17 protein-coding genes are annotated in these 18,318 nt (G+C 60.7%); 10 read left to right on the plus strand and 7 right to left on the minus strand.

All coding sequences use genetic code 11. The features are described from left to right. Positions 1 to 26: 26 nt before the first annotated feature. A complete protein-coding gene (locus AO240_RS21225) occupies positions 27 to 977 on the minus strand; it encodes a LysR family transcriptional regulator (protein ID WP_099238950.1) in 951 nt (316 codons plus the stop codon). Positions 978 to 1,084: 107 nt separating this feature from the next. Here AO240_RS21225 and AO240_RS21230 point away from each other — a divergent pair, with 107 nt between their 5' ends. Continuing rightward, positions 1,085 to 1,834, plus strand: a complete 750-nt coding sequence (locus AO240_RS21230; RefSeq protein ID WP_099238952.1) for a sulfite exporter TauE/SafE family protein — start codon at positions 1,085 to 1,087, stop codon at positions 1,832 to 1,834. Here the strand turns inward: AO240_RS21230 and AO240_RS21235 are convergent. Then, positions 1,824 to 2,705, minus strand: coding sequence for a LysR family transcriptional regulator (locus AO240_RS21235; RefSeq protein ID WP_099238954.1), 882 nt, complete (start codon positions 2,703 to 2,705; stop codon positions 1,824 to 1,826). The genes AO240_RS21230 and AO240_RS21235 overlap by 11 nt on opposite strands. 70 nt (positions 2,706 to 2,775) lie before the next feature. Between AO240_RS21235 and AO240_RS29065 the strand changes: the two genes are divergently transcribed. Together AO240_RS29065 and AO240_RS21245 are read left to right on the plus strand one after the other, a co-directional pair. After that, a complete protein-coding gene (locus AO240_RS29065) occupies positions 2,776 to 2,982 on the plus strand; it encodes a DUF1127 domain-containing protein (protein WP_371918667.1) in 207 nt (68 codons plus the stop codon). A 45-nt stretch (positions 2,983 to 3,027) separates the two neighbouring features. Then, positions 3,028 to 4,248 (plus strand): winged helix-turn-helix domain-containing protein, encoded by a 1,221-nt coding sequence (locus AO240_RS21245; protein WP_099238958.1) that lies wholly within the window; start codon positions 3,028 to 3,030, stop codon positions 4,246 to 4,248. A gap of 94 nt (positions 4,249 to 4,342) precedes the next feature. Here AO240_RS21245 and AO240_RS21250 read toward each other — a convergent pair whose 3' ends face one another. Beyond that, positions 4,343 to 5,689 (minus strand): class II 3-deoxy-7-phosphoheptulonate synthase, encoded by a 1,347-nt coding sequence (locus AO240_RS21250; protein WP_058414660.1) that lies wholly within the window; start codon positions 5,687 to 5,689, stop codon positions 4,343 to 4,345. Between the two features lie 124 nt (positions 5,690 to 5,813). Here AO240_RS21250 and AO240_RS21255 point away from each other — a divergent pair, with 124 nt between their 5' ends. Both AO240_RS21255 and AO240_RS21260 read left to right on the plus strand, forming a co-directional pair. Continuing rightward, complete coding sequence (locus AO240_RS21255) at positions 5,814 to 6,569, plus strand: spermidine synthase (protein ID WP_099238969.1); 756 nt, start codon at positions 5,814 to 5,816, stop codon at positions 6,567 to 6,569. Between the two features lie 628 nt (positions 6,570 to 7,197). Beyond that, on the plus strand, positions 7,198 to 8,871 hold the full coding sequence (locus tag AO240_RS21260) for a DEAD/DEAH box helicase (RefSeq protein WP_058415870.1): 1,674 nt from the start codon (positions 7,198 to 7,200) through the stop codon (positions 8,869 to 8,871). A 101-nt stretch (positions 8,872 to 8,972) separates the two neighbouring features. Here AO240_RS21260 and AO240_RS21265 read toward each other — a convergent pair whose 3' ends face one another. Beyond that, positions 8,973 to 9,740: a class III extradiol ring-cleavage dioxygenase gene (locus AO240_RS21265; protein WP_099238971.1), complete on the minus strand. Its 768-nt coding sequence runs from the start codon at positions 9,738 to 9,740 to the stop codon at positions 8,973 to 8,975. Between the two features lie 103 nt (positions 9,741 to 9,843). Here AO240_RS21265 and AO240_RS21270 point away from each other — a divergent pair, with 103 nt between their 5' ends. Continuing rightward, positions 9,844 to 10,533, plus strand: a complete 690-nt coding sequence (locus tag AO240_RS21270; RefSeq protein ID WP_099238973.1) for a thiopurine S-methyltransferase — start codon at positions 9,844 to 9,846, stop codon at positions 10,531 to 10,533. 277 nt (positions 10,534 to 10,810) lie between these two features. Here the strand turns inward: AO240_RS21270 and htpX are convergent, their stop codons facing one another. Next, positions 10,811 to 11,698, minus strand: coding sequence for a protease HtpX (htpX, locus tag AO240_RS21275; protein ID WP_099238975.1), 888 nt, complete (start codon positions 11,696 to 11,698; stop codon positions 10,811 to 10,813). A gap of 303 nt (positions 11,699 to 12,001) precedes the next feature. After that, on the minus strand, positions 12,002 to 13,213 hold the full coding sequence (locus tag AO240_RS21280; protein WP_058411776.1) for a pyridoxal phosphate-dependent aminotransferase: 1,212 nt from the start codon (positions 13,211 to 13,213) through the stop codon (positions 12,002 to 12,004). 202 nt (positions 13,214 to 13,415) lie between these two features. Between AO240_RS21280 and msrB the strand changes: the two genes are divergently transcribed. After that, the gene (msrB, locus tag AO240_RS21285; RefSeq protein WP_058411775.1) at positions 13,416 to 13,808 is read left to right on the plus strand and encodes a peptide-methionine (R)-S-oxide reductase MsrB; all 393 of its coding nucleotides are present in this window, start codon (positions 13,416 to 13,418) and stop codon (positions 13,806 to 13,808) included. A 126-nt stretch (positions 13,809 to 13,934) separates the two neighbouring features. Next, positions 13,935 to 14,420, plus strand: coding sequence for a glutathione peroxidase (locus AO240_RS21290; RefSeq protein WP_099238977.1), 486 nt, complete (start codon positions 13,935 to 13,937; stop codon positions 14,418 to 14,420). A gap of 44 nt (positions 14,421 to 14,464) precedes the next feature. On the opposite strand, the gene AO240_RS21295 is transcribed toward AO240_RS21290, so the two are convergent. Next, on the minus strand, positions 14,465 to 16,774 hold the full coding sequence (locus tag AO240_RS21295; protein ID WP_099238979.1) for a response regulator: 2,310 nt from the start codon (positions 16,772 to 16,774) through the stop codon (positions 14,465 to 14,467). Positions 16,775 to 16,936: 162 nt separating this feature from the next. On the opposite strand from AO240_RS21295, the gene AO240_RS21300 reads away from it, so the two are divergent. Together AO240_RS21300 and AO240_RS21305 are read left to right on the plus strand one after the other, a co-directional pair. Next, positions 16,937 to 17,827 (plus strand): ATP-binding protein, encoded by an 891-nt coding sequence (locus AO240_RS21300; RefSeq protein ID WP_099238981.1) that lies wholly within the window; start codon positions 16,937 to 16,939, stop codon positions 17,825 to 17,827. Further along, entirely contained in the window at positions 17,824 to 18,306 is a 483-nt protein-coding gene (locus tag AO240_RS21305; protein WP_099238983.1) for a GAF domain-containing protein, read from the plus strand. The genes AO240_RS21300 and AO240_RS21305 overlap by 4 nt, the downstream gene beginning before the upstream one ends. Positions 18,307 to 18,318 lie beyond the last annotated feature (12 nt).

The raw sequence follows: 18,318 nt of genomic DNA on the forward strand, positions 1-18,318 counted from the left end.
CGCGCCAGATAATTCTGGCCGTACGGTCAGACCAGGCCGCTTTGCAGTGCCAGATCCCAGGGCGGAACCGGGCTGAAACGTGATTTCAGGTATTCCAGCAGCAAGCGGCTGCGCGCGTTAGCCTGTTGTTCCAGGCGCAACGCATAGATGCCGGTGGTTTCCGGCGTGGGCAGGCCACTTTGGCAAAACAGTGGCAACAGCTCGCCGCGCACCAGGTATTCGCTGGCCAGCCACGTGGGCAGGTGCGCGATGCCCAGCCCGGCCAAGGCGCCGGACAGCAAGGCCTCGGCGTTATTGGCGCTCATGCGGATGCGCTGCGGGCGATAGGTGGCGCGGCGCCCATCGAGCTCGAAGCGCCAGGCGAACATGGGCGCCAAGCCGTCCCAGTCGAGGCCGTCATGCTCACTCAGCTCGCGTGGATGGCTTGGCGTGCCCCGGCTTTTCAAGTAGGCCGGGCTGGCGCAGGCGATACGCACGATACTTGCCAAGGGCGTAGCGATCAGCCGAGTGTCAACGATATGCCCGGCGCGCAACACCAGGTCGACCTTGCCCAAGTGGGCGCCCTGCATATCGACAAAGCTGTCGATCAAATGCAGGTGCACATCAAGGCCTGGGTACACGTTCAGAAAATCGGCGATCACCGGCGCCAGGTGCCGTCGACCAAACGCCGCCGGTGCGTCTACACGAATCAAACCTTCCGGCGCATGGCTCAACGAAACGGCTTCGGCGCGGGCCAATTGCAGCTCGCTGACGATCCGGCGCGCGCGCTCAGCGAACGCCAGGCCTGCCGGTGTGGGCACCACTGCGTGGGTGCTGCGCTGAAACAAGCGGCTGCCCACCGAGCTTTCCAGGCTGTCGATACGCCGGGCGACCGCTGAGGGTGTCAGCGGATGGCGGCGGGCGGCGGCGGAAAAACTGCCGGTCTCCAATACATCCAGGAACAGGCTCAGTTGGTCGGTCAGGGTATTCGGGTTCATGGGCGGCGCTTATGCAAGATCGGCACAGCCATTGTGCGTTGCTGTGCGTTTCCGCGCCAGAGCCGACTGCGTAGCATGCATGGCCTGGGCTTTTGGAGTAATCAGCGGTGTTGGATTTAGCGATGTACCTGGTATTGGGCGCCGCCTTGGGCACGGTTGGCGGCCTGTTTGGCATTGGTGGCGGGCTGATTGCGATCCCGGTGCTCGGCGTGTTGTTTGGCCTTGATCAGCAGCTTGCGCAGGGCACGGCGCTGGTGATGGTGGTGCCCAACGTGATGCTGGCTTTGTGGCGTTATCACCAACGTAACCGAATCGAATTACGCCACGCGCTGCCGCTGGGCATCATGGGCTTCAGCTTTGCCTGGCTCGGTTCGATCTGGGCGGTGGGCCTGGACGCAGGCGCCATGCGTTTAGGTTTTATTGCCTTTCTGCTGGTGCTTTCGGCCTACAACCTGTTGCGCATGTTCACCCGCATTGCGCCGCCGACTGCGCAGATGCGTCACGCATGGCCGTGGCTCGGCGTGCTCGGCGCGGTTTCCGGCTCGATGGGCGGGTTGTTTGGGGTAGGCGGCGCAGTGGTGGCCACGCCGGTGTTGACCAGCCTGTTCGGCACCACCCAAGTGGTCGCGCAAGGCTTGTCGCTGGCCTTGGCGTTGCCCAGCACCAGCGTAACGCTGGTGACTTACGCCTGGCACCACGAGGTGGACTGGATGATCGGCGCGCCGTTGGCCGTCGGCGGCATGCTCAGCATCAGTTGGGGCGTTAAAGTCGCCCACGCGATGCCGGAACGCATGCTGCGCGGCCTGTTCTGCGGCTTTCTGGCCGTGTGCGCGGTGATGCTGACCTTTAAAGTCTGAAGCCTTCAACGATGTAGTCCGCCAGGCATTCAGTGATCGGCGAGGTCATGCCCGGGTTGCGTAGCAAGTGCAGGTTCATTGAGGGCAGCGGCGGAAAACCTTCGTCGCTGCCGAGCACCCGCAAGTCGTCGGTCAGCAGGCTTTCCATGCACACCATCACCGCGAGGCCGGCGTTAACCACCGCCTGAATCGCCGCCACGTTGGAGCTGTGATACGCCATGCGATAGTCGCGCCCGGCGGCGTCCAGCGCGGCGCGGGTCCACTGGGTATACAGGCAGTCGGTGCCGGAAATCGCCAGTGGCAGCGCAGCGTGTTCGTCCACGCAGAAACACCTCGACGCCGCCCAGACCATGCGCTCGGTGCGCAACAACTCGCCGATTTCATTGCCGGGCTCGCGGCTGACGACGGTCAGCGCCAGGTCGCGGCGCTGCATCAGCACGGTGGACGACTCGCAGTGCATCTCGATCTGGATCAGCGGGTACGCCTTGGAAAACGGTTTGAGAATGCCCGGCAAGAAGCGCATCACGTAATCGTCGGGCGTCCCGATGCGCACCAGCCCCACCATGTGCGGCTCGCGCAGGGTGTTGAAGACCTCGCTGTGCAGCTTCAGGATGCGCCGCGCATAGCCCAGCAGCACTTGGCCTTCGGGCGTCAGGCGCACTTGGCGGCCGTCGCGCTCGAACAGCTTGCGCTGCAACACGTCCTCTTCCAGGCGCTTCATCTGCATGCTCACCGCCGATTGAGTGCGGTTGACCGCCTCGCCGGCACGCGTAAAGCCGCCCTGATCAGCGATCGCGACGAAGGTGCGCAGCACGTCGGTGTCGATGCTTGGGTAGTCGGGCAATTGATCAATTCCTGAGATGTGTTGCATAAGAAACATTCGTTGGATTGATCTTAGTGCCAGTCACACACTTTCGTCATCCCCACTGGAGGGCGAAAAGATGAAAGGTCAAAAAGGTGTTGTATTGATGACGAAGCTTTCTGTTTTTGGGCTGCTTCGGGTGGTTGCACGCTGGCGCGCAATGCTGCACGAGCGTCAGCAGTTGGCGAGCTTGAGCGACGTCGCGCTCAAGGACATCGGGCTTAAACGCGCCGACGTGGAACAGGCGCGACAGGTGCATTTTTGGCAAGACCCGCTGCGCAAGTGACCCTTGATGCAGTAGGGTGGTCGGCGCGCCCCTCAGGATAAAACCATGCCCGCCGACCTGTGTTTTTCAATCAAGCAAGCGCGCCGCATGGCGCTGGCGGCCCAAGGCTTTTCCGGGCGCCAGGGGCCGGCCTTGATCAAGGCTGCTCACGTCAACCGGTTGATCGAACGTTTGGGCGTGTTGCAAATCGATTCGGTCAACGCGCTGGTGCGCTCGCATTACCTGCCGCTGTTTTCGCGCCTTGGCAATTACGCTCCGTTGATCCTTGAACAAGCCGCCTGGAGCCAGGGGCGGCAGCGCTCGCTGTTTGAATATTGGGGGCATGAAGCTTCCTTGTTGCCGATGGCGTTGTACCCGTTAATGCGTTGGCGAATGGAGAGGGCGAAGCTCGGGCAGGGGATTTATTCGCAGATGGCGCGTTTTGGTCGTGAGCAGCAGGCGACCATTCAGCGCGTATTGCAGACCGTCGAGCGACAAGGTGCGCTGGGCGCGGGCAGTTTGTCGACCCGCGAGGAGCGCGCTGGCCCCTGGTGGGATTGGAGCGATGAAAAGCACGCACTGGAATGGTTGTTTGCCGCAGGCTTGGTCACCGTCGCCGGGCGGCGCGGTTTTGAACGGCTGTATGATTTGCCGGAAAGGGTTATTCCCGACAGTATTCTTCAACAGCCGGCCTTGGGTGAGGCCGAGGCTCAGCGCGGTTTGCTGCTGCACAGCGCGAGCGCCTTGGGCGTAGGCACCGAAAAGGACCTGCGTGATTACTTCCGCTTGGACCCCGCCGACAGCCGCAACCGCCTTGCGGAGTTGGTGGAGGCTGGGCAGTTGCTGGCGTGCCAGGTGCAGGGCTGGAAACAACCGGCGTACTGCCTGCCCGAACCCAAAGTGCCGCGCAAGGTGTCGGCCAGTGCCTTGCTGTCGCCGTTTGATTCGCTGATCTGGGAGCGCAGCCGCACCGAGCGACTGTTCGACTTTCGCTACCGGCTGGAGATCTATACCCCGCAACACAAGCGGGTGTACGGCTACTACGTGCTGCCGTTTTTGCACAACGAACGCATAGCCGCGCGCGTCGACCTGCGTGCCGAACGCGCAAACGGGCGCCTGGCGGTGCATGCCGTGCACGAAGAACAACCGGGGCTGAGCGAAGAGGGCATGCAAGCGCTGGCGCTGAACTTGCGGCAAATGGCCCACTGGCTCGGGCTGGAACAGGTCCAGCTCAATTGCCAAAGGCCCAGCGCCGCCCGCTTGCGAGTAGCGATGCTGCAACACTAACGCCCTGTGGCCGCCGCGCTTGCTGTTGGGGCAAGCCCGCTCGCCACACAAGCCCCACAACAAGCTGGCGCACCACAGCGCTCAATCCAGCGTTTTAGCGCTTCACCTGCTTTAGCGTCTCGGCAATCAAAAACGCCAGTTCCAGCGACTGGTCGGCATTCATCCGCGGGTCGCAATGCGTGTGATAACGGTCCGACAAGCCATCTTCGGTGATCGGCCGCGCGCCGCCGATGCACTCGGTGACGTTCTGCCCGGTCATCTCGATATGAATCCCGCCGGCATAGCTGCCTTCAGCCTGATGAACCTGGAAAAACTCCTTCACTTCGCCGAGGATCTGCGCAAAGTCGCGGGTTTTGTAGCCGCTGCTGGCCTTGATGGTGTTGCCATGCATCGGGTCACTGCTCCACAGCACTTGCTTGCCTTCGCGCTGCACGGCGCGAATCAGCTTGGGCAGGTGCTCGCCGACCTTGCCGGCGCCCATGCGCGCGATCAGGTTGAGGCGGCCGGGGTCGTTGTGCGGGTTAAGAATATCGATCAGGCGGATCAAATCGTCGGGGTTCATGCTCGGGCCGACTTTTACGCCAATCGGGTTGTTCACCCCGCGCAGGAATTCGACGTGGGCGCCGTCCAACTGACGAGTGCGGTCGCCGATCCAGAGCATATGCGCCGAGCAATCGTAGTAATCGTTGGTCAGGCTGTCGCGGCGTACGAAGGCTTGCTCGTAGTTGAGCAGCAGCGCTTCGTGGGCGGTGAAGAAGCTGGTTTCGCGCAGTTGCGGCGAGCTGTCCATGCCGCAGGCGCGCATGAAGGCCAGGGTTTCGTCAATGCGGTCGGCCAGTTGGCTGTACTTCTCGGCCAGTGCGGAGTTGGCGATAAAGTCCAGGTTCCACTGATGCACTTGGTGCAGGTCGGCGAAACCGCCCTGAGCAAATGCGCGCAGTAAATTGAGGGTGGCGGTGGACTGGTGATACGACTGCAACAGGCGGTCCGGGTCCGGCACGCGGTTTTTTTCGTCGAAGCCGATGCCGTTGACGATGTCGCCACGGTAAGCGGGCAAGGTGATGCCGTCGATGGTTTCATCGTTGGAGGAGCGCGGCTTGGCGAACTGACCGGCCATGCGCCCGACTTTCACCACCGGGCAGCCGGCGGCAAAGGTCATCACGATCGCCATCTGCAGCAGCACCTTGAAGGTGTCGCGAATTTTTGCAGCCGAGAACTCGGCGAAGCTCTCGGCGCAGTCGCCGCCCTGCAGCAGGAACGCGCGGCCGTGGGTCACTTCGGCAAACTGACGACGCAACTCGCGGGCTTCCCCGGCAAACACCAGGGGCGGGTAGCTGGCCAGGGTTTGCTCCACGTGCAGCAAGTGCGCCGCGTCCGGGTACTGGGGTTGTTGCTGAATAGGCAGGGCGCGCCAGCTGTCGGGGCTCCAGGGTTGGCTCATCATGAACTCGATTGGTTGATTGTCGATCGGGCGCCAATGTTATCAGCAATTAGTGCGTGACCTGTTGCCGCCGGTTGGCTGACAATCGCGCCTTTGCCGTGCGGTAAACCCTTTAGGAGTAGTGATGAGCGAGGAGCGTGTCGAGCGCCTGCTGGCCGAAGTGCATGATGATTTCGGCATGATCCGTGTGCTCGAAGTGGCCGATTACCGGTTTCTCGAATTTGGCGACGCCATCGAGCAAAGCTGCGTATTTACCGCCGACCCTAGCTGGCTGGAGTACGACTACACCCGCGCGATGTTGATTGGTGCGTTGTGCCATGAGCTGCCGGAGAGCGCGCTGTTCCTCGGCTTGGGCGCCGGCACGCTGACGCAGGCGTGCCTCAAGTTTTTGCCGCTGGAAGACGTCGAGGCCATTGAGCTGCGCCCGGATGTGCCGCGCCTGGCCATCGAGTACCTCGGGCTGGACGACGATCCGCGCCTGTACATCCGTATTGGTGACGCGCTGCAATTGCTCGACAGCGCAGAATCGGCCGACTTGATTTTCGTCGACCTGTACACCGATGTCGGCCCTGGCGTTGGGCACCTTGCCTGGACCTTCCTGGAAAACTGCCAGAAGAAACTCAACCCCGGCGGCTGGCTGGTGATCAACCAGTGGGCGACCGACGATGGCAAACCGCTGGGTGCGGCGTTGCTGCGAGGGTTGTATCACCGGCATTACTGGGAACTGCCGGTGAAGGAGGGCAATGTGATTCTGCTGGTGCCTTCGGAGCTGGATCAGACGTTGGACCTTGAGGCACTCACCGCGCGCGCTGAAGCCTTGGCCCCGCGCCTGGGTTACTCGTTGCAAGCGCTGATCAAGGCGATTCGGCCGGCCACTTAGGCGCCTGTGCCGACGCCATCGCGAGCAAGCCCGCTCCCACAGTTGAACGGCATCTCCCTGTGAGTGCTGGCTGGCTTCCTCAGGTTGAACTGCATTCCCCTGTGGGAGCGGGCTTGCTCGCGATGGGGCCACCCCGGTCCAGACCCAAAAGCAGAACATGGCCCTGTCATTCACGGCTGACGCGACTGCTGCCGGGTTGATTCATCGGGTGTGCCCTGGGGCGCGGAGTCAGGTTTCAGACCAAAGGGTCTCAGGGTCCTGGTGAAACGTTTAAGCTTTCTGACCAACGGGGCCGGGCCTTTGAAAAACAGACCCTGCAGGTGTTATCTGCAAAGGCCATGACGCGGCGCAGTATCTCAGCGGTTCAGGATAAAAAAAGCTCCCTTTTTCAGCTATTTCCGGTATAGTGCGCGCCGGCCTTTAACCGGGCCGCGTTTAGGTAGCGCAATTCCCCGAAGTCAGCTTCGGCTGCACGTCCGCACAGCGGACTCTCCCTTGACGAATCTTTTTCATTCATTCGTTTTCGCAAATCCCCGCCGACAAAGCAGCCAGGGCGACTCTTGAGTCTCAACACGGCATGCGCAGCTTTGGAGCATGGGTCTTTGCGGATGCACTTAGAGGCAGACCCATGACCCAGGAAACCGGCGGCTTCGCCGCTTTTAATCTTAACCCGAACATTCTTGCTGCCGTCATCGCGACCGGCTACGAAGAACCTTCGGCTATTCAGCAGCAATCGATCCCGATCATCATGGCCGGCCAGGACATGATCGGCCAGGCGCAAACCGGTACCGGCAAAACCGCCGCGTTCGCTTTGCCTATCCTGCACTGCATCGATCCTGCCAAGCGCGAGCCGCAAGCCCTGATCCTGGCGCCAACCCGTGAGTTGGCGCTGCAAGTAGCAACCGCCTTTGAAACCTACGCCAAGCAAATGCCGGGCGTCACTGTTGTGGCCGTTTACGGCGGCGCGCCCATGGGCCCACAACTCAAGGCAATCCGTAACGGCGCACAGATCGTTGTCGCCACTCCGGGCCGTCTGTGCGACCACCTGCGTCGCGACGAAAAAGTGCTGTCGACCGTGAACCACCTGGTGCTCGACGAAGCTGACGAAATGCTCAAGCTGGGCTTCATGGATGACCTGGAAGTCATCTTCAAGGCGCTGCCTGCGACCCGTCAGACCGTACTGTTCTCGGCCACCCTGCCACAGTCGATCCGTGCCATTGCCGAACGCCACCTGCGCGATCCGCAACACGTTAAAATCCAGACCAAGACTCAGACCGTTACCGCGATCGAACAGGCTCACCTGTTGGTTCACGCTGACCAGAAGACCTCGGCTGTATTGAGCCTGCTGGAAGTCGAAGACTTCGACGCCCTGATCATGTTCGTGCGCACCAAGCAAGCGACCCTGGACCTGGCCAGTGCCCTGGAAGCCAAAGGCTACAAAGCCGCTGCGCTGAACGGTGACATCGCCCAGAACCAACGTGAGCGCGTGATCGACTCCCTCAAGGATGGCCGTCTGGACATCGTTGTGGCGACCGACGTTGCTGCCCGTGGCCTCGACGTTCCACGTATCACTCACGTGTTCAACGTTGACATGCCGTACGACCCCGAGTCCTACGTTCACCGTATCGGCCGTACCGGCCGTGCGGGCCGCGAAGGTCGTGCACTGCTGCTGGTGACTCCACGTGAGCGCCGCATGCTGCAAGTGATCGAGCGTGTAACCGGTCAAAAAGTTGCCGAAGTCCGCCTGCCGGATGCTCAGGCTGTTCTCGATGCTCGCATCAAGAAACTGACCAACAGCTTGTCGCCGCTGGTGGCTGACGCTGAATCGACCCACGGCGAATTGCTCGACCGCCTGACTGCCGATATCGGTTGCACCCCGCGTGCCCTGGCTGCAGCCCTGCTGCGCAAAGCTACCAACGGTCAGGCCCTGACCCTGGCAGCCATCGAGAAAGATCGCCCACTGGTGCCGAACAACGCACCACGCGGTGATCGTCCAGAGCGTACTGGCGACCGTCCAGACCGTGGTGATCGTGAGCGTCGCGCTCCGGTTCCATTGGCTGAAGGTCGTGCCCGTTGCCGTACCGCGCTGGGCGCGCGTGATGGTATCGCCGCCAAGAACCTGCTGGGCGCTATCCTCAACGAGGGTGGCCTGGCACGTGAAGCGATCGGTCGCATCCAGGTGCGTGACAGCTTCTCCCTGGTGGAGCTGCCGGAAGACGGTCTGGAAAAACTGCTGACCAAGCTGAAAGACACTCGCGTTGCCGGTAAGCAGTTGAAGCTGCGTCGCTACCGCGAAGATTGATCCGCCCTTGGGCTGATTGATCGCCAATAAAAAATCCCCGACTGGTTCGGGGATTTTTTTTTGCCTGATCAGAACCCATTCCACTGTGGGGCTGGCCTGCGTCAGCCAAAGCGATAGATGTCCATGCCCAGCGCGCCGAGGGTGAAGCCTTGGTGCGCCACACTGAAATCACCACCGGCACCGCGTGCAAAGTACAGCGGCAACAAGTGCTCATCGCTCGGGTGGTTGCGCACGGCATGCGGCGCCTGGCGGCGGTAGTCGTGCAAGGCTGATTCGTCGTTGGCGGCGAGTTTGGCCACCACCCAATCGCGAAAATCACGTGCCCATGGCTCGATGCTCTCAGGGCCGGCCTGCCAGTCCAGCTCACCGAGGTTATGCGTGATGCTGCCGGAGCCGATCAACAGCACGCCTTGCTCGCGCAGGCTGCCCAGCGCCTGGCCCACGCGTGTCTGCAGGACAGGGCCCATGTGGCTGGGCAACGACACTTGAACCACAGGGATATTCGCAGCCGGATACATCAGCGACAGCGGCACCCAAGTGCCGTGGTCGAACGGGCGGCGATTATCAATGCGCGCAGTCAAGCCATCGGCGTTGAGCAACTGCACAATCTCGTTCGCCAACGGCGGGTCGCCTGGCGCCGGGTATTGCACGGCAAACAGTTCACGGGGAAAACCGCCGAAATCGTGCCAGGTTTCCGGGGCGGCGCTGCCGCTGACCAATAACTCGTGGCTCTCCCAGTGCGCCGACACCACCACAATCGCCTTGGGCTGCGGCAGTTCGGCGGCCAGACGCCGCAGCGCGGGGCCGCTGGCACCGGGTTGCAGGGCAAGCATGGGCGAGCCGTGGGAGATGAACAGGCTGGGGAGCATAAGTGGGGTCCTGAGCGTTAACATGCGCCCATCTTCAATCAGATCATTGATCTAAATCTAATATAAGTTTTAGCGTGTAGTGATCGATTTTTCAGGAGGGTTTATGGATTCTGAGTTTTGGCGGGAGCGCTGGGCGCGTAATCAGATCGGCTTCCATTTGCCACAGGTCAATCCCTATCTGCAGCGGCATTGGCCGACGCTGGGCCTGGCCGATGGAGCGAAGGTGCTGGTGCCGTTGTGTGGCAAGAGCCTGGATTTAGTCTGGCTGGCCAGTGCCGGGCATCGCGTGCTGGGTGTTGAGCTGTCGGAGCAGGCGGTTGATGCGTTTTTCAGTGAGCAGGGGCTTGTGCCGAGGGTCAGCCAGCGGGGTGTGTTCAAGGTGTACCAGGCGGGTTTGGTCGAGGTGTGGTGTGGTGACTTTTTTGCTTTGGGCGCTGATGCGGTGGCCGATTGCACCGCGCTCTACGACCGTGCGGCGTTGATCGCGTTGCCACCATTGATGCGCGTGCACTATGCCGAGCAGCTTAATACGCTGCTGGGGCTGGGCTGTGAGGGGCTGTTGATCACACTCGACTACGACCAGACGCAGAAGGCGGGACCTCCCTTTGCGGTGAGTGATGAAGAAGTGAGGGTCTTGCTGGGGGCGAACTGGGCTGTGCGAGTGGTGCAGGAGCAGGACATTTTGGGCGAAAGCTGGAAGTTTGTGCAGGACGGCGTGACCCGTCTGGAAGAGCGGGTCTACCGGCTTACCAGGCGCTCCCAAGCTCCAGAGCACCGCGGCCTGAGTGGTTAAAGTAGATCAAAAGGGGATTTGGAGTACACAGCAGATTTTTGCTTTCTGTGGGAGTGGGCTTGCTCGCGATTGCAGTGTGTCAGTTGAAAAATATTTATCTGACACACCGCAATCGCGAGCAAGCCCGCTCCCACAGTTGACCGAGTTCGGTTTGAGGGATTGGGTCGGCTTTTGGGCCGCCTGCTTTTGATCTTGGTCTGGAAACCCCCGTTAAATTAAAAAAATGCCACAAAAAAGGGGCGATCAGATCGCCCCTTCCGGTATGACTACCCAGCTATCAGCCCCGACGGCGCAGCGCGTCGATGCGCTCTTCCAGCGGTGGGTGGCTCATGAACATACGCGCAAAGCCCTGCTTGATACCGCCGTTAATGCCAAACGCCGTCAGGCTGTCGGGCATGTGCACCGGCAGGCCCTGTTCGGAGCGCAGGTGTTGCAGCGCTGCAATCATCGCGCCGGTACCGGCCAGGCGGGCACCGGCTTCGTCTGCGCGGAACTCGCGTTTGCGCGAGAACCACATGGTGATCGCGCTGGCCAGGAAGCCGAGTACCACTTCAGCGAAAATGGTCGCTGCGAAGTAGGCAATGCCGCGGCCGCCTTCGTTTTTGAAAATGACCTTGTCGACGAAGTTGCCGATGATCCGCGCGAAGAACATCACGAAGGTGTTCACCACGCCTTGCACCAGCGCCAACGTGACCATGTCGCCGTTGGCCACGTGGCCGATTTCGTGAGCCAATACCGCCTTCACTTCGTCGTACGTGAAGCGTTCCAGCATGCCCTGGCTGACCGCAACGAGCGCGTCGTTTTTGTTCCAGCCGGTGGCAAAGGCGTTGGCTTCATAGGCCGGGAAGATCCCGACCTCAGGCATCTTGATTCCGGCCTCGCGGGACAACTGCTCCACGGTCTGCAGCAGCCATTGCTCATGGCGAGTGCGAGGCTGGGTGATCACCTGGGTGCTGGTGCTCATCTTCGCCATCCACTTGGAGATGAACAGCGAGAACAGTGAGCCGGCAAAACCAAAGACTGCACAGAAGACCAGCAACTGGTTAAGGTTCAGATCGACCCCGTTGGCCGCCATGAACCCGTTGAAGCCGAAAAGGCTCAGGGTGATGCTGGCAATCAGCACGACCGCCAGGTTAGTGGCCAAGAACAGCAGGATGCGCATCATGGTTGTAGAGTTCTCCTCATGCTTAATATGTCGCGTACTGCGGGGTATATAAGGTGCGGCATGGGGTGATTCAACCGAGCGACTATTTCAAACTGTGTCCTACAGCAAGAATGTAGAGGCTTGAGGGAATTTTCCGACCCGCAACGTTGGCCGTGATCAGCCGATTATTGCCGTGGCGTCCCGTAACCAAAGGGGCTGGCCACTCCATGGTGTGCCGCGACAGGTGAACGGAGCGGCAGGGCAGAGAAGTGTTGCCAGATAATCGCCGTACGACCGAAACTCGGTCGTACAGCGCCATTTTCGTTACTGACGATAGGACTTGAGGAAGTTGCCGATGCGACCGATAGCCATGTCCAGGTCATCCACGCGCGGCAACGTGACCACACGGAAGTGATCCGGCCACGGCCAGTTGAACGCCGTTCCCTGCACCACCAACAGTTTTTCCGACAGCAGCAGGTCGAGCACGAACTTCTCGTCATTGAAGATCGGGCAGACTTTCGGGTCGATCCGCGGGAAGGCATACAGCGCGCCCATGGGCTTCACGCAACTGACGCCGGGGATCGCGTTAAGCAATTCCCACGTACGGTTGCGCTGTTCCAGCAGGCGGCCCTGCGGCAGTACCAGGTCGTTGATGCTCTGGTAGCCGCCGAGCGCGGTCTGGATCGCGTGTTGGCTTGGCACGTTGGCGCACAGGCGCATGTTGGCCAGCATATCAATGCCTTCGATGTAGCTTTGCGCATTGTGCTTGGGCCCGGAGATGGCTATCCAGCCGGAACGGAAACCCGCCACGCGGTAGGATTTGGACAAGCCATTGAAGGTCAGGCACAGCAGGTCCGGGGCCAGCGAGCCGGTGCAGATATGCACGGCATCATCATAGAGGATCTTGTCGTAGATCTCGTCGGAGAACACCACCAGGTTGTGCTGGCGCGCCAGCTCAAGCATGCCCAGCAGCACCTCTTTGGAATACACGGCGCCGGTGGGGTTGTTCGGGTTGATGATCACCAGGGCTTTGGTGTTCGGGGTGATTTTGGCCTTGATGTCGGCCAGGTCCGGGAACCAGTCGGCGCCTTCGTCGCACAGGTAGTGCACCGGGTGGCCGCCGGCCAGGGTCACGGCGGCGGTCCACAATGGGTAGTCCGGCGCCGGCACCAGCACTTCGTCGCCATTGTTGAGCAAGGCCTGCATGGACATCACGATCAGCTCGGACACGCCATTGCCCAGGTAGATGTCTTCGATGCCGACACCTTCAACCTGCTTTTGCTGGTAGTACTGCATCACCGCCTTACGCGCGCTGAACAGGCCTTTGGAGTCGCTGTAGCCTTGCGCGGTCGGCAGGTTGCGGATCACGTCCTGGAGGATTTCATCCGGTGCTTCGAAACCAAAGGGCGCGGGGTTGCCAATGTTCAGCTTGAGGATACGATGGCCTTCCTCTTCCAGGCGCTTGGCGTGCTTGAGCACTGGGCCGCGAATGTCGTAGCAGACGTTGGCGAGCTTGTTCGATTTGCTGACCTGCATGGCGATGTGATCCTGAAAATGAACGATCCAGACGGCGTGGACACTACCGTACTGCGAATCCTGCGAGGCCTGCACCCAAAAATGCGTTTGAATGCCGATAGCGCGGGTGCCAGACTGGCGTTTTGAAGAGGCGCAATCATACGTGCCGCCTGATCCATGGAAAAGACACAGATCAGGCTTTTTAAGTTGCCGAGGTGTACCGATGGAAAAGCTGCAGAAAACCATTGATGAATGGAAAGCGATGCTCGACCCCGAACAATACAATGTGTGCCGTCTCAAAGGCACCGAGCGGCCGTTTTCCGGCAAGTACAACGCCACCAAGACCGACGGCGTGTACCACTGCATTTGCTGTAACGAGGCGCTGTTCGATTCAGCCACCAAGTTTGACTCGGGCTGCGGCTGGCCCAGCTTCTATGCGCCGATTGCCGACAGCGCGATGATCGAGATCCGTGACGTCAGCCATGGCATGATCCGTACCGAAGTGACCTGCGCGAAATGCGATGCGCACCTGGGGCATGTGTTCCCGGATGGCCCGCCGCCCACCGGCTTGCGTTATTGCATCAACTCGGTGTGCCTGGACCTGGTACCGCGTTAAGCCCTGAGTGCCCCGCGCAGGGTGCGCGGGGCGCTGTATGACGAGGTATAAGCCCCATCAATTAAATTGTGCGCAATTAAATTGCGCACTATTTTTTCGTCCTTTCCCAACCGTCGAGGCACTGCCATGAGTGACACATTGCTGAGCATTCCCTGCACCACCCTCAAGGGTGAGCAAAAGACCTTGGCTGATTTCGCCGGCAAGGCCATTTTGGTCGTCAATACCGCCAGCAAATGTGGCTTCACCCCGCAGTACAAGGGGCTGGAACAACTCTGGCAGCAGTACAAAGACCAGGGTTTGGTGGTGCTGGGGTTTCCCTGCAACCAGTTCGGCAAGCAGGAACCGGGTAACGAAACCGCAATTTCCGAGTTCTGCGAGCTCAATTTTGGTGTCAGCTTCCCGCTGTTCAAGAAGGTCGACGTGAATGGCAGCGCGGCCCATCCGCTGTTTGTGCAGTTGAAAAAGCAGGCGCCCGGGTTACTTGGGTCCAAAGGCATCAAGTGGAACTTCACCAAGTTCTTGATCGGTCGCGACGGCAACGTGGTCAAGCGCTTTGCGCCGACCACCAAACCCCAGGACCTGACGACGGAGATTGAAGCCCTGCTCAAATGAGCGATGCACGCGGCTCAAGCGCCTGGCCCGGTTGCTGGCGCAGATCAATGGCGTGGTGTCTTCGGCACCCACAGGTCCAGCAGGCCCTTGAGTTCCTCGCGACGAAACGGCTTGGCCAGGTAATCATCCATGCCCGCCGCCCGGCAACGTTCGCGTTCCTCCGACAGCGCGTTGGCGGTCAGCGCGACGATCGGCAGGTCCGGCCACCGCCCGCTGCGGCGGATCTGCCGGCTGGCCTCGTAGCCGTCCATCACCGGCATATTGCAGTCCATCAACACCATGTCAAAACGCTGTTCCTCAAGGAACTTGAGGGCCTCGCCGCCATGTGCGGCGACGATCACTTCGCAGCCAAGCTTGCTCAGCATGCCCTTGGCCACCAGTTGATTGACCGGGTTGTCCTCCACCAGCAGGATGCGCGCCTGATGCGCGAGCGGCGCGGCTTCGCTTTGGGCTGCATCCAGGATCAGTTGCGCGTCGCTGCGCAGGTTGCGCTGCAGAATCTGGTACAACGCGTTGCGGCTCAACGGGCGAGCCTGTTGCTGTAACGGCGCGAGGGCCGCTACTTCTTCGCCGGGCATGAAGTTGCCATAAGCGGTGACCAGCAGAATCGGCGCGTTGATCGCCGGGCGCAGGCGGAACAAGCACTCCGGGCAATCGGTGATGAGCAGGTCGGGCGTCTGGCCGCTCAAGTCGTCGTCCTGTGAATAGCAGCGCGGTGTCAGCCCCCAGTGGGGCAGCAGTGTCGTGAGCAGCTCGGTCAGGCCATTGCGGCCGCTGGTGATGACGATAACGTCACCCGCCAGGGGCGTCATTCGGGCTGCCGGCAGGTGCATGGGCAGCGGCAGGTCGGCACTGAACTGGCTGCCAAAACCGACCTCCGAGCTGATACTCAAGCGGCCCTTCATCGCTTCACACAAGTTGTGGGTTAACGCGAGCCCTAACCCGGTGCCACCAAACTGGCGAGTGATGCCTGCGCCCGCCTGCGTAAACGGTTGGAATATCTTTACCTGCGCTTCCAGGGCAATGCCAATACCCGTGTCACACACCTCGATGATCACCCGGCCCTCGTGGGCGCGCAGGCGCACGTCGACGCGGCCGAAGCGGGTGAACTTCAAGGCGTTGGAGAGCAGGTTGCTGACGATCTGCCGCACGCGCGTCGGGTCGCCCACCACCTGGGCCGGAAACAGTGGGTCAATCAGGCAGGTCAACTCGACGCTCGGCGCTGCGTTCTGCGACAGCAGGTTGGCGGTGTCTTCGACCAACGAGCCCAGATCGAAAGGGATATGCTCCAGCTCCAATTGGCCGGCATCGAACTTCGACAGGTCGAGAATATCGTTGAGCAATTCCACCAGGACCTTGCCCGAATCGTGGGCAATCGACAGTTGCTGGCGTTGTTCGGCGTTCAGCGTGCTGTCCAGTGACAGCGCGATCATCCCCAGCAAGCCATTCAGCGGCGTGCGGATCTCGTGGCTCATATTGGCCAGGAACGCCGCCCTGGCCTGTGCCATCGACACGGCGGTCAACTTTGCCGCCTCCAGTTCGTCGTTCGATTGGCTCAAGCGCTGGTTGCTGGCCTTGAGCTCAAGTGTGCGCGCAGAGACGATATTTTCCAGTTGGCCCAAGTATTCGGTGAGGCGGTCCTCGGCGTGACGCCGTTGTTGAATTTCGGTCTGCATGGTGTCGAATTGCTGGTTGGCAACATTCACCAGCACGCCGATTTCGTCATTTTCATGCCCCGGCGGGCAATCCAGGCGCGCCTGCTCGCGGGTGCTCAGCGCGCGAATAATGCGCACCAGCGGTTGCGTCAGCATCACGTAAAACAGGCCCAGCAAGATGCCCGTCAGCAGCAGGCTACGGGCAAAACCATTGAGCAGGGTGATCTCGGCGCGGTGCAGGAAACGGCTGCCGAAGGCGTAGGTGTCGACGTCCAGGCGCAGCATGCCGAGGGAGTCGTTGGGCATGTGGCTGAGAAACAGCCGGTCTTCAAACTGGCGGTTGGCGCCAAACAGAAAGTCGCTGATGGGCCGGTACGTGCTTTCCTTGCGCGGCCGATTGACGTCGGCCAGCACCACGCCATTGTTGTCGATCAATTGCGCGTGGGTGATCGCCGGCGAGTGCAGCAGGCCAAGGGTCAGCTCTTGGGCGAGTTCGGCATCAATGTTGTACGCGATACGTGAGGCGGGGTTGTGGCTGATTTCGATCAGTGAACGTATTTCACGGTTGATCGAGGCGTCTTCGCTGGCATAATCAATGCCGATTTGGATCAGACTGAGCAAGGTTCCCAAGGCGAAACCGGCGAGCACGGCTAATTTCGCTTGTTTATAAGACAAGCGGTGGGCGAATTTTATATCCATCGGTTGTTGAACCACTTCACGTTTCCCTTCGCCCGGCAAGCATAGCTGAACATCTACACGCTCTGGCTTGGCCGGCATAAATCGTTTTTACGCAGCGTCTTACGGTCTGCCACAGGGTTGCCAATACGCCATCTTTTGCAAGAACTTGCCAGAGGAATAATCGTGGATTCTCGATTGAACGCCTTTCTGGAGCGGGCCGATGCGGTACTTGCTCGTCTGGAACCGCTGTTACCGGCACCGCGCCAGACCATCGACTGGCACCAGTGCCTGGCCGCCCGTTGGCAGCGTGAAGGCCGCAGTGGCTTTTTGCTTCCACTGGAAGTCAGCCTCGACATGCGCCTGTCCGACCTGATCGGTATAGACAAGCAACGCGAGCAACTGGCGCGCAATACCCGGCAATTTCTCGACGGGCTGCCCGCCAACCATGCGTTGCTGTGGGGCTCACGCGGCACCGGCAAGTCGTCGATGGTGCGCGCCTTGCTGGCCCAGCACGCCAGCGCCGGTTTGCGCCTGATTGAAATCGAGCGCGACCACCTGGCTGACTTGCCGCGCGTGGTCGAGCAACTGCTCAAGCTGCCGCAGCGTTTCATCCTGTTCTGCGACGACCTGTCGTTTGAGGCAGGCGAGGGCGACTACCGCGTGCTCAAGAGCGTGCTCGACGGCTCGCTGGAGCAAGCGCCGGAAAACGTGTTGCTGTATGCCACCTCCAACCGTCGTCACCTGGTGCCGGAAAATCAGAGCGACAACGACAACTGGAAACGCGTGGACGGCGAACTGCATCCCAGTGAGGCTGTGGAAGACAAGATAGCGTTGTCCGACCGCTTTGGCCTGTGGTTGTCGTTCTACCCGTTCAGCCAGGAACACTTTTTGGAGGTGGTCGAGCATTGGATCGGCGAGCTGGCAAGCAAGGCCGGTTTGCAGTGGCAGCGTGATGAAGCCCTCGACATTCTGGCGGTACGCTGGGCCACCGGGCGTGGCAACCGCAACGGCCGTTGCGCGTATCAGTTCGCCCGTTACTGGGTGGGTTTAAAATTGTTGGAGCGTCAACCATGATTGATTTGCAACAGGCCGGCACCGGCCTGGATGGCTATGCCATGCTCTGCGCGCAGTTGGAATCACTGCTCGCCGATGAGCGTGACTTTATTGCTAACAGTGCGCAGTTCTCGGCGTTCTTGTTTAACCAGCTGGATGACCTGAACTGGGCCGGCTTCTACCTCAACCGCAACGAAGAACTGGTGCTTGGGCCGTTCCAGGGCCAGATCGCCTGCGTGCGCATTCCGTTCGGTCGTGGGGTATGCGGGGCTGCTGCGGCGTCGCGGCAAACTCAGCGGGTGGAAGATGTTCACGCGTTCCCTGGCCATATCGCCTGTGACAGCGCGTCTAACAGCGAACTGGTGGTGCCGCTGGTCAAGGCGGGCGTGTTGATCGGCGTGCTCGATTTGGACAGCCCGTCCCTGGCCCGTTTCAGCCTTCAGGACCAGGCGGGCATCGAACAGTTGGTAGCGATTTTTCTGCGCTTGACCGACTGCTGATCAGTGAGGAGC

Source organism: Pseudomonas sp. ICMP 460 (genome assembly GCF_002723595.1).
GTDB lineage: Bacteria > Pseudomonadota > Gammaproteobacteria > Pseudomonadales > Pseudomonadaceae > Aquipseudomonas > Aquipseudomonas kitaguniensis.

What these genes read in the sequence shown, in the direction of transcription:
- AO240_RS21245 (WP_099238958.1), top strand. Translation starts at nt 3,028, where the DNA reads ATGCCCGCCGACCTGTGTTTTTCAATCAAGCAAGCGCGCCGCATGGCG.
- msrB (WP_058411775.1), top strand. Translation starts at nt 13,416, where the DNA reads ATGGAAAAGCTGCAGAAAACCATTGATGAATGGAAAGCGATGCTCGAC.
- AO240_RS29065 (WP_371918667.1), top strand. Translation starts at nt 2,776, where the DNA reads ATGAAAGGTCAAAAAGGTGTTGTATTGATGACGAAGCTTTCTGTTTTT.
- AO240_RS21290 (WP_099238977.1), top strand. Translation starts at nt 13,935, where the DNA reads ATGAGTGACACATTGCTGAGCATTCCCTGCACCACCCTCAAGGGTGAG.
- AO240_RS21260 (WP_058415870.1), top strand. Translation starts at nt 7,198, where the DNA reads ATGACCCAGGAAACCGGCGGCTTCGCCGCTTTTAATCTTAACCCGAAC.
- AO240_RS21255 (WP_099238969.1), top strand. Translation starts at nt 5,814, where the DNA reads ATGAGCGAGGAGCGTGTCGAGCGCCTGCTGGCCGAAGTGCATGATGAT.
- AO240_RS21265 (WP_099238971.1), bottom strand. Translation starts at nt 9,740, where the DNA reads ATGCTCCCCAGCCTGTTCATCTCCCACGGCTCGCCCATGCTTGCCCTG.
- AO240_RS21305 (WP_099238983.1), top strand. Translation starts at nt 17,824, where the DNA reads ATGATTGATTTGCAACAGGCCGGCACCGGCCTGGATGGCTATGCCATG.
- AO240_RS21235 (WP_099238954.1), bottom strand. Translation starts at nt 2,705, where the DNA reads ATGCAACACATCTCAGGAATTGATCAATTGCCCGACTACCCAAGCATC.
- AO240_RS21250 (WP_058414660.1), bottom strand. Translation starts at nt 5,689, where the DNA reads ATGAGCCAACCCTGGAGCCCCGACAGCTGGCGCGCCCTGCCTATTCAG.
- AO240_RS21295 (WP_099238979.1), bottom strand. Translation starts at nt 16,774, where the DNA reads ATGGATATAAAATTCGCCCACCGCTTGTCTTATAAACAAGCGAAATTA.
- AO240_RS21225 (WP_099238950.1), bottom strand. Translation starts at nt 977, where the DNA reads ATGAACCCGAATACCCTGACCGACCAACTGAGCCTGTTCCTGGATGTA.
- AO240_RS21280 (WP_058411776.1), bottom strand. Translation starts at nt 13,213, where the DNA reads ATGCAGGTCAGCAAATCGAACAAGCTCGCCAACGTCTGCTACGACATT.
- AO240_RS21270 (WP_099238973.1), top strand. Translation starts at nt 9,844, where the DNA reads ATGGATTCTGAGTTTTGGCGGGAGCGCTGGGCGCGTAATCAGATCGGC.
- htpX (WP_099238975.1), bottom strand. Translation starts at nt 11,698, where the DNA reads ATGATGCGCATCCTGCTGTTCTTGGCCACTAACCTGGCGGTCGTGCTG.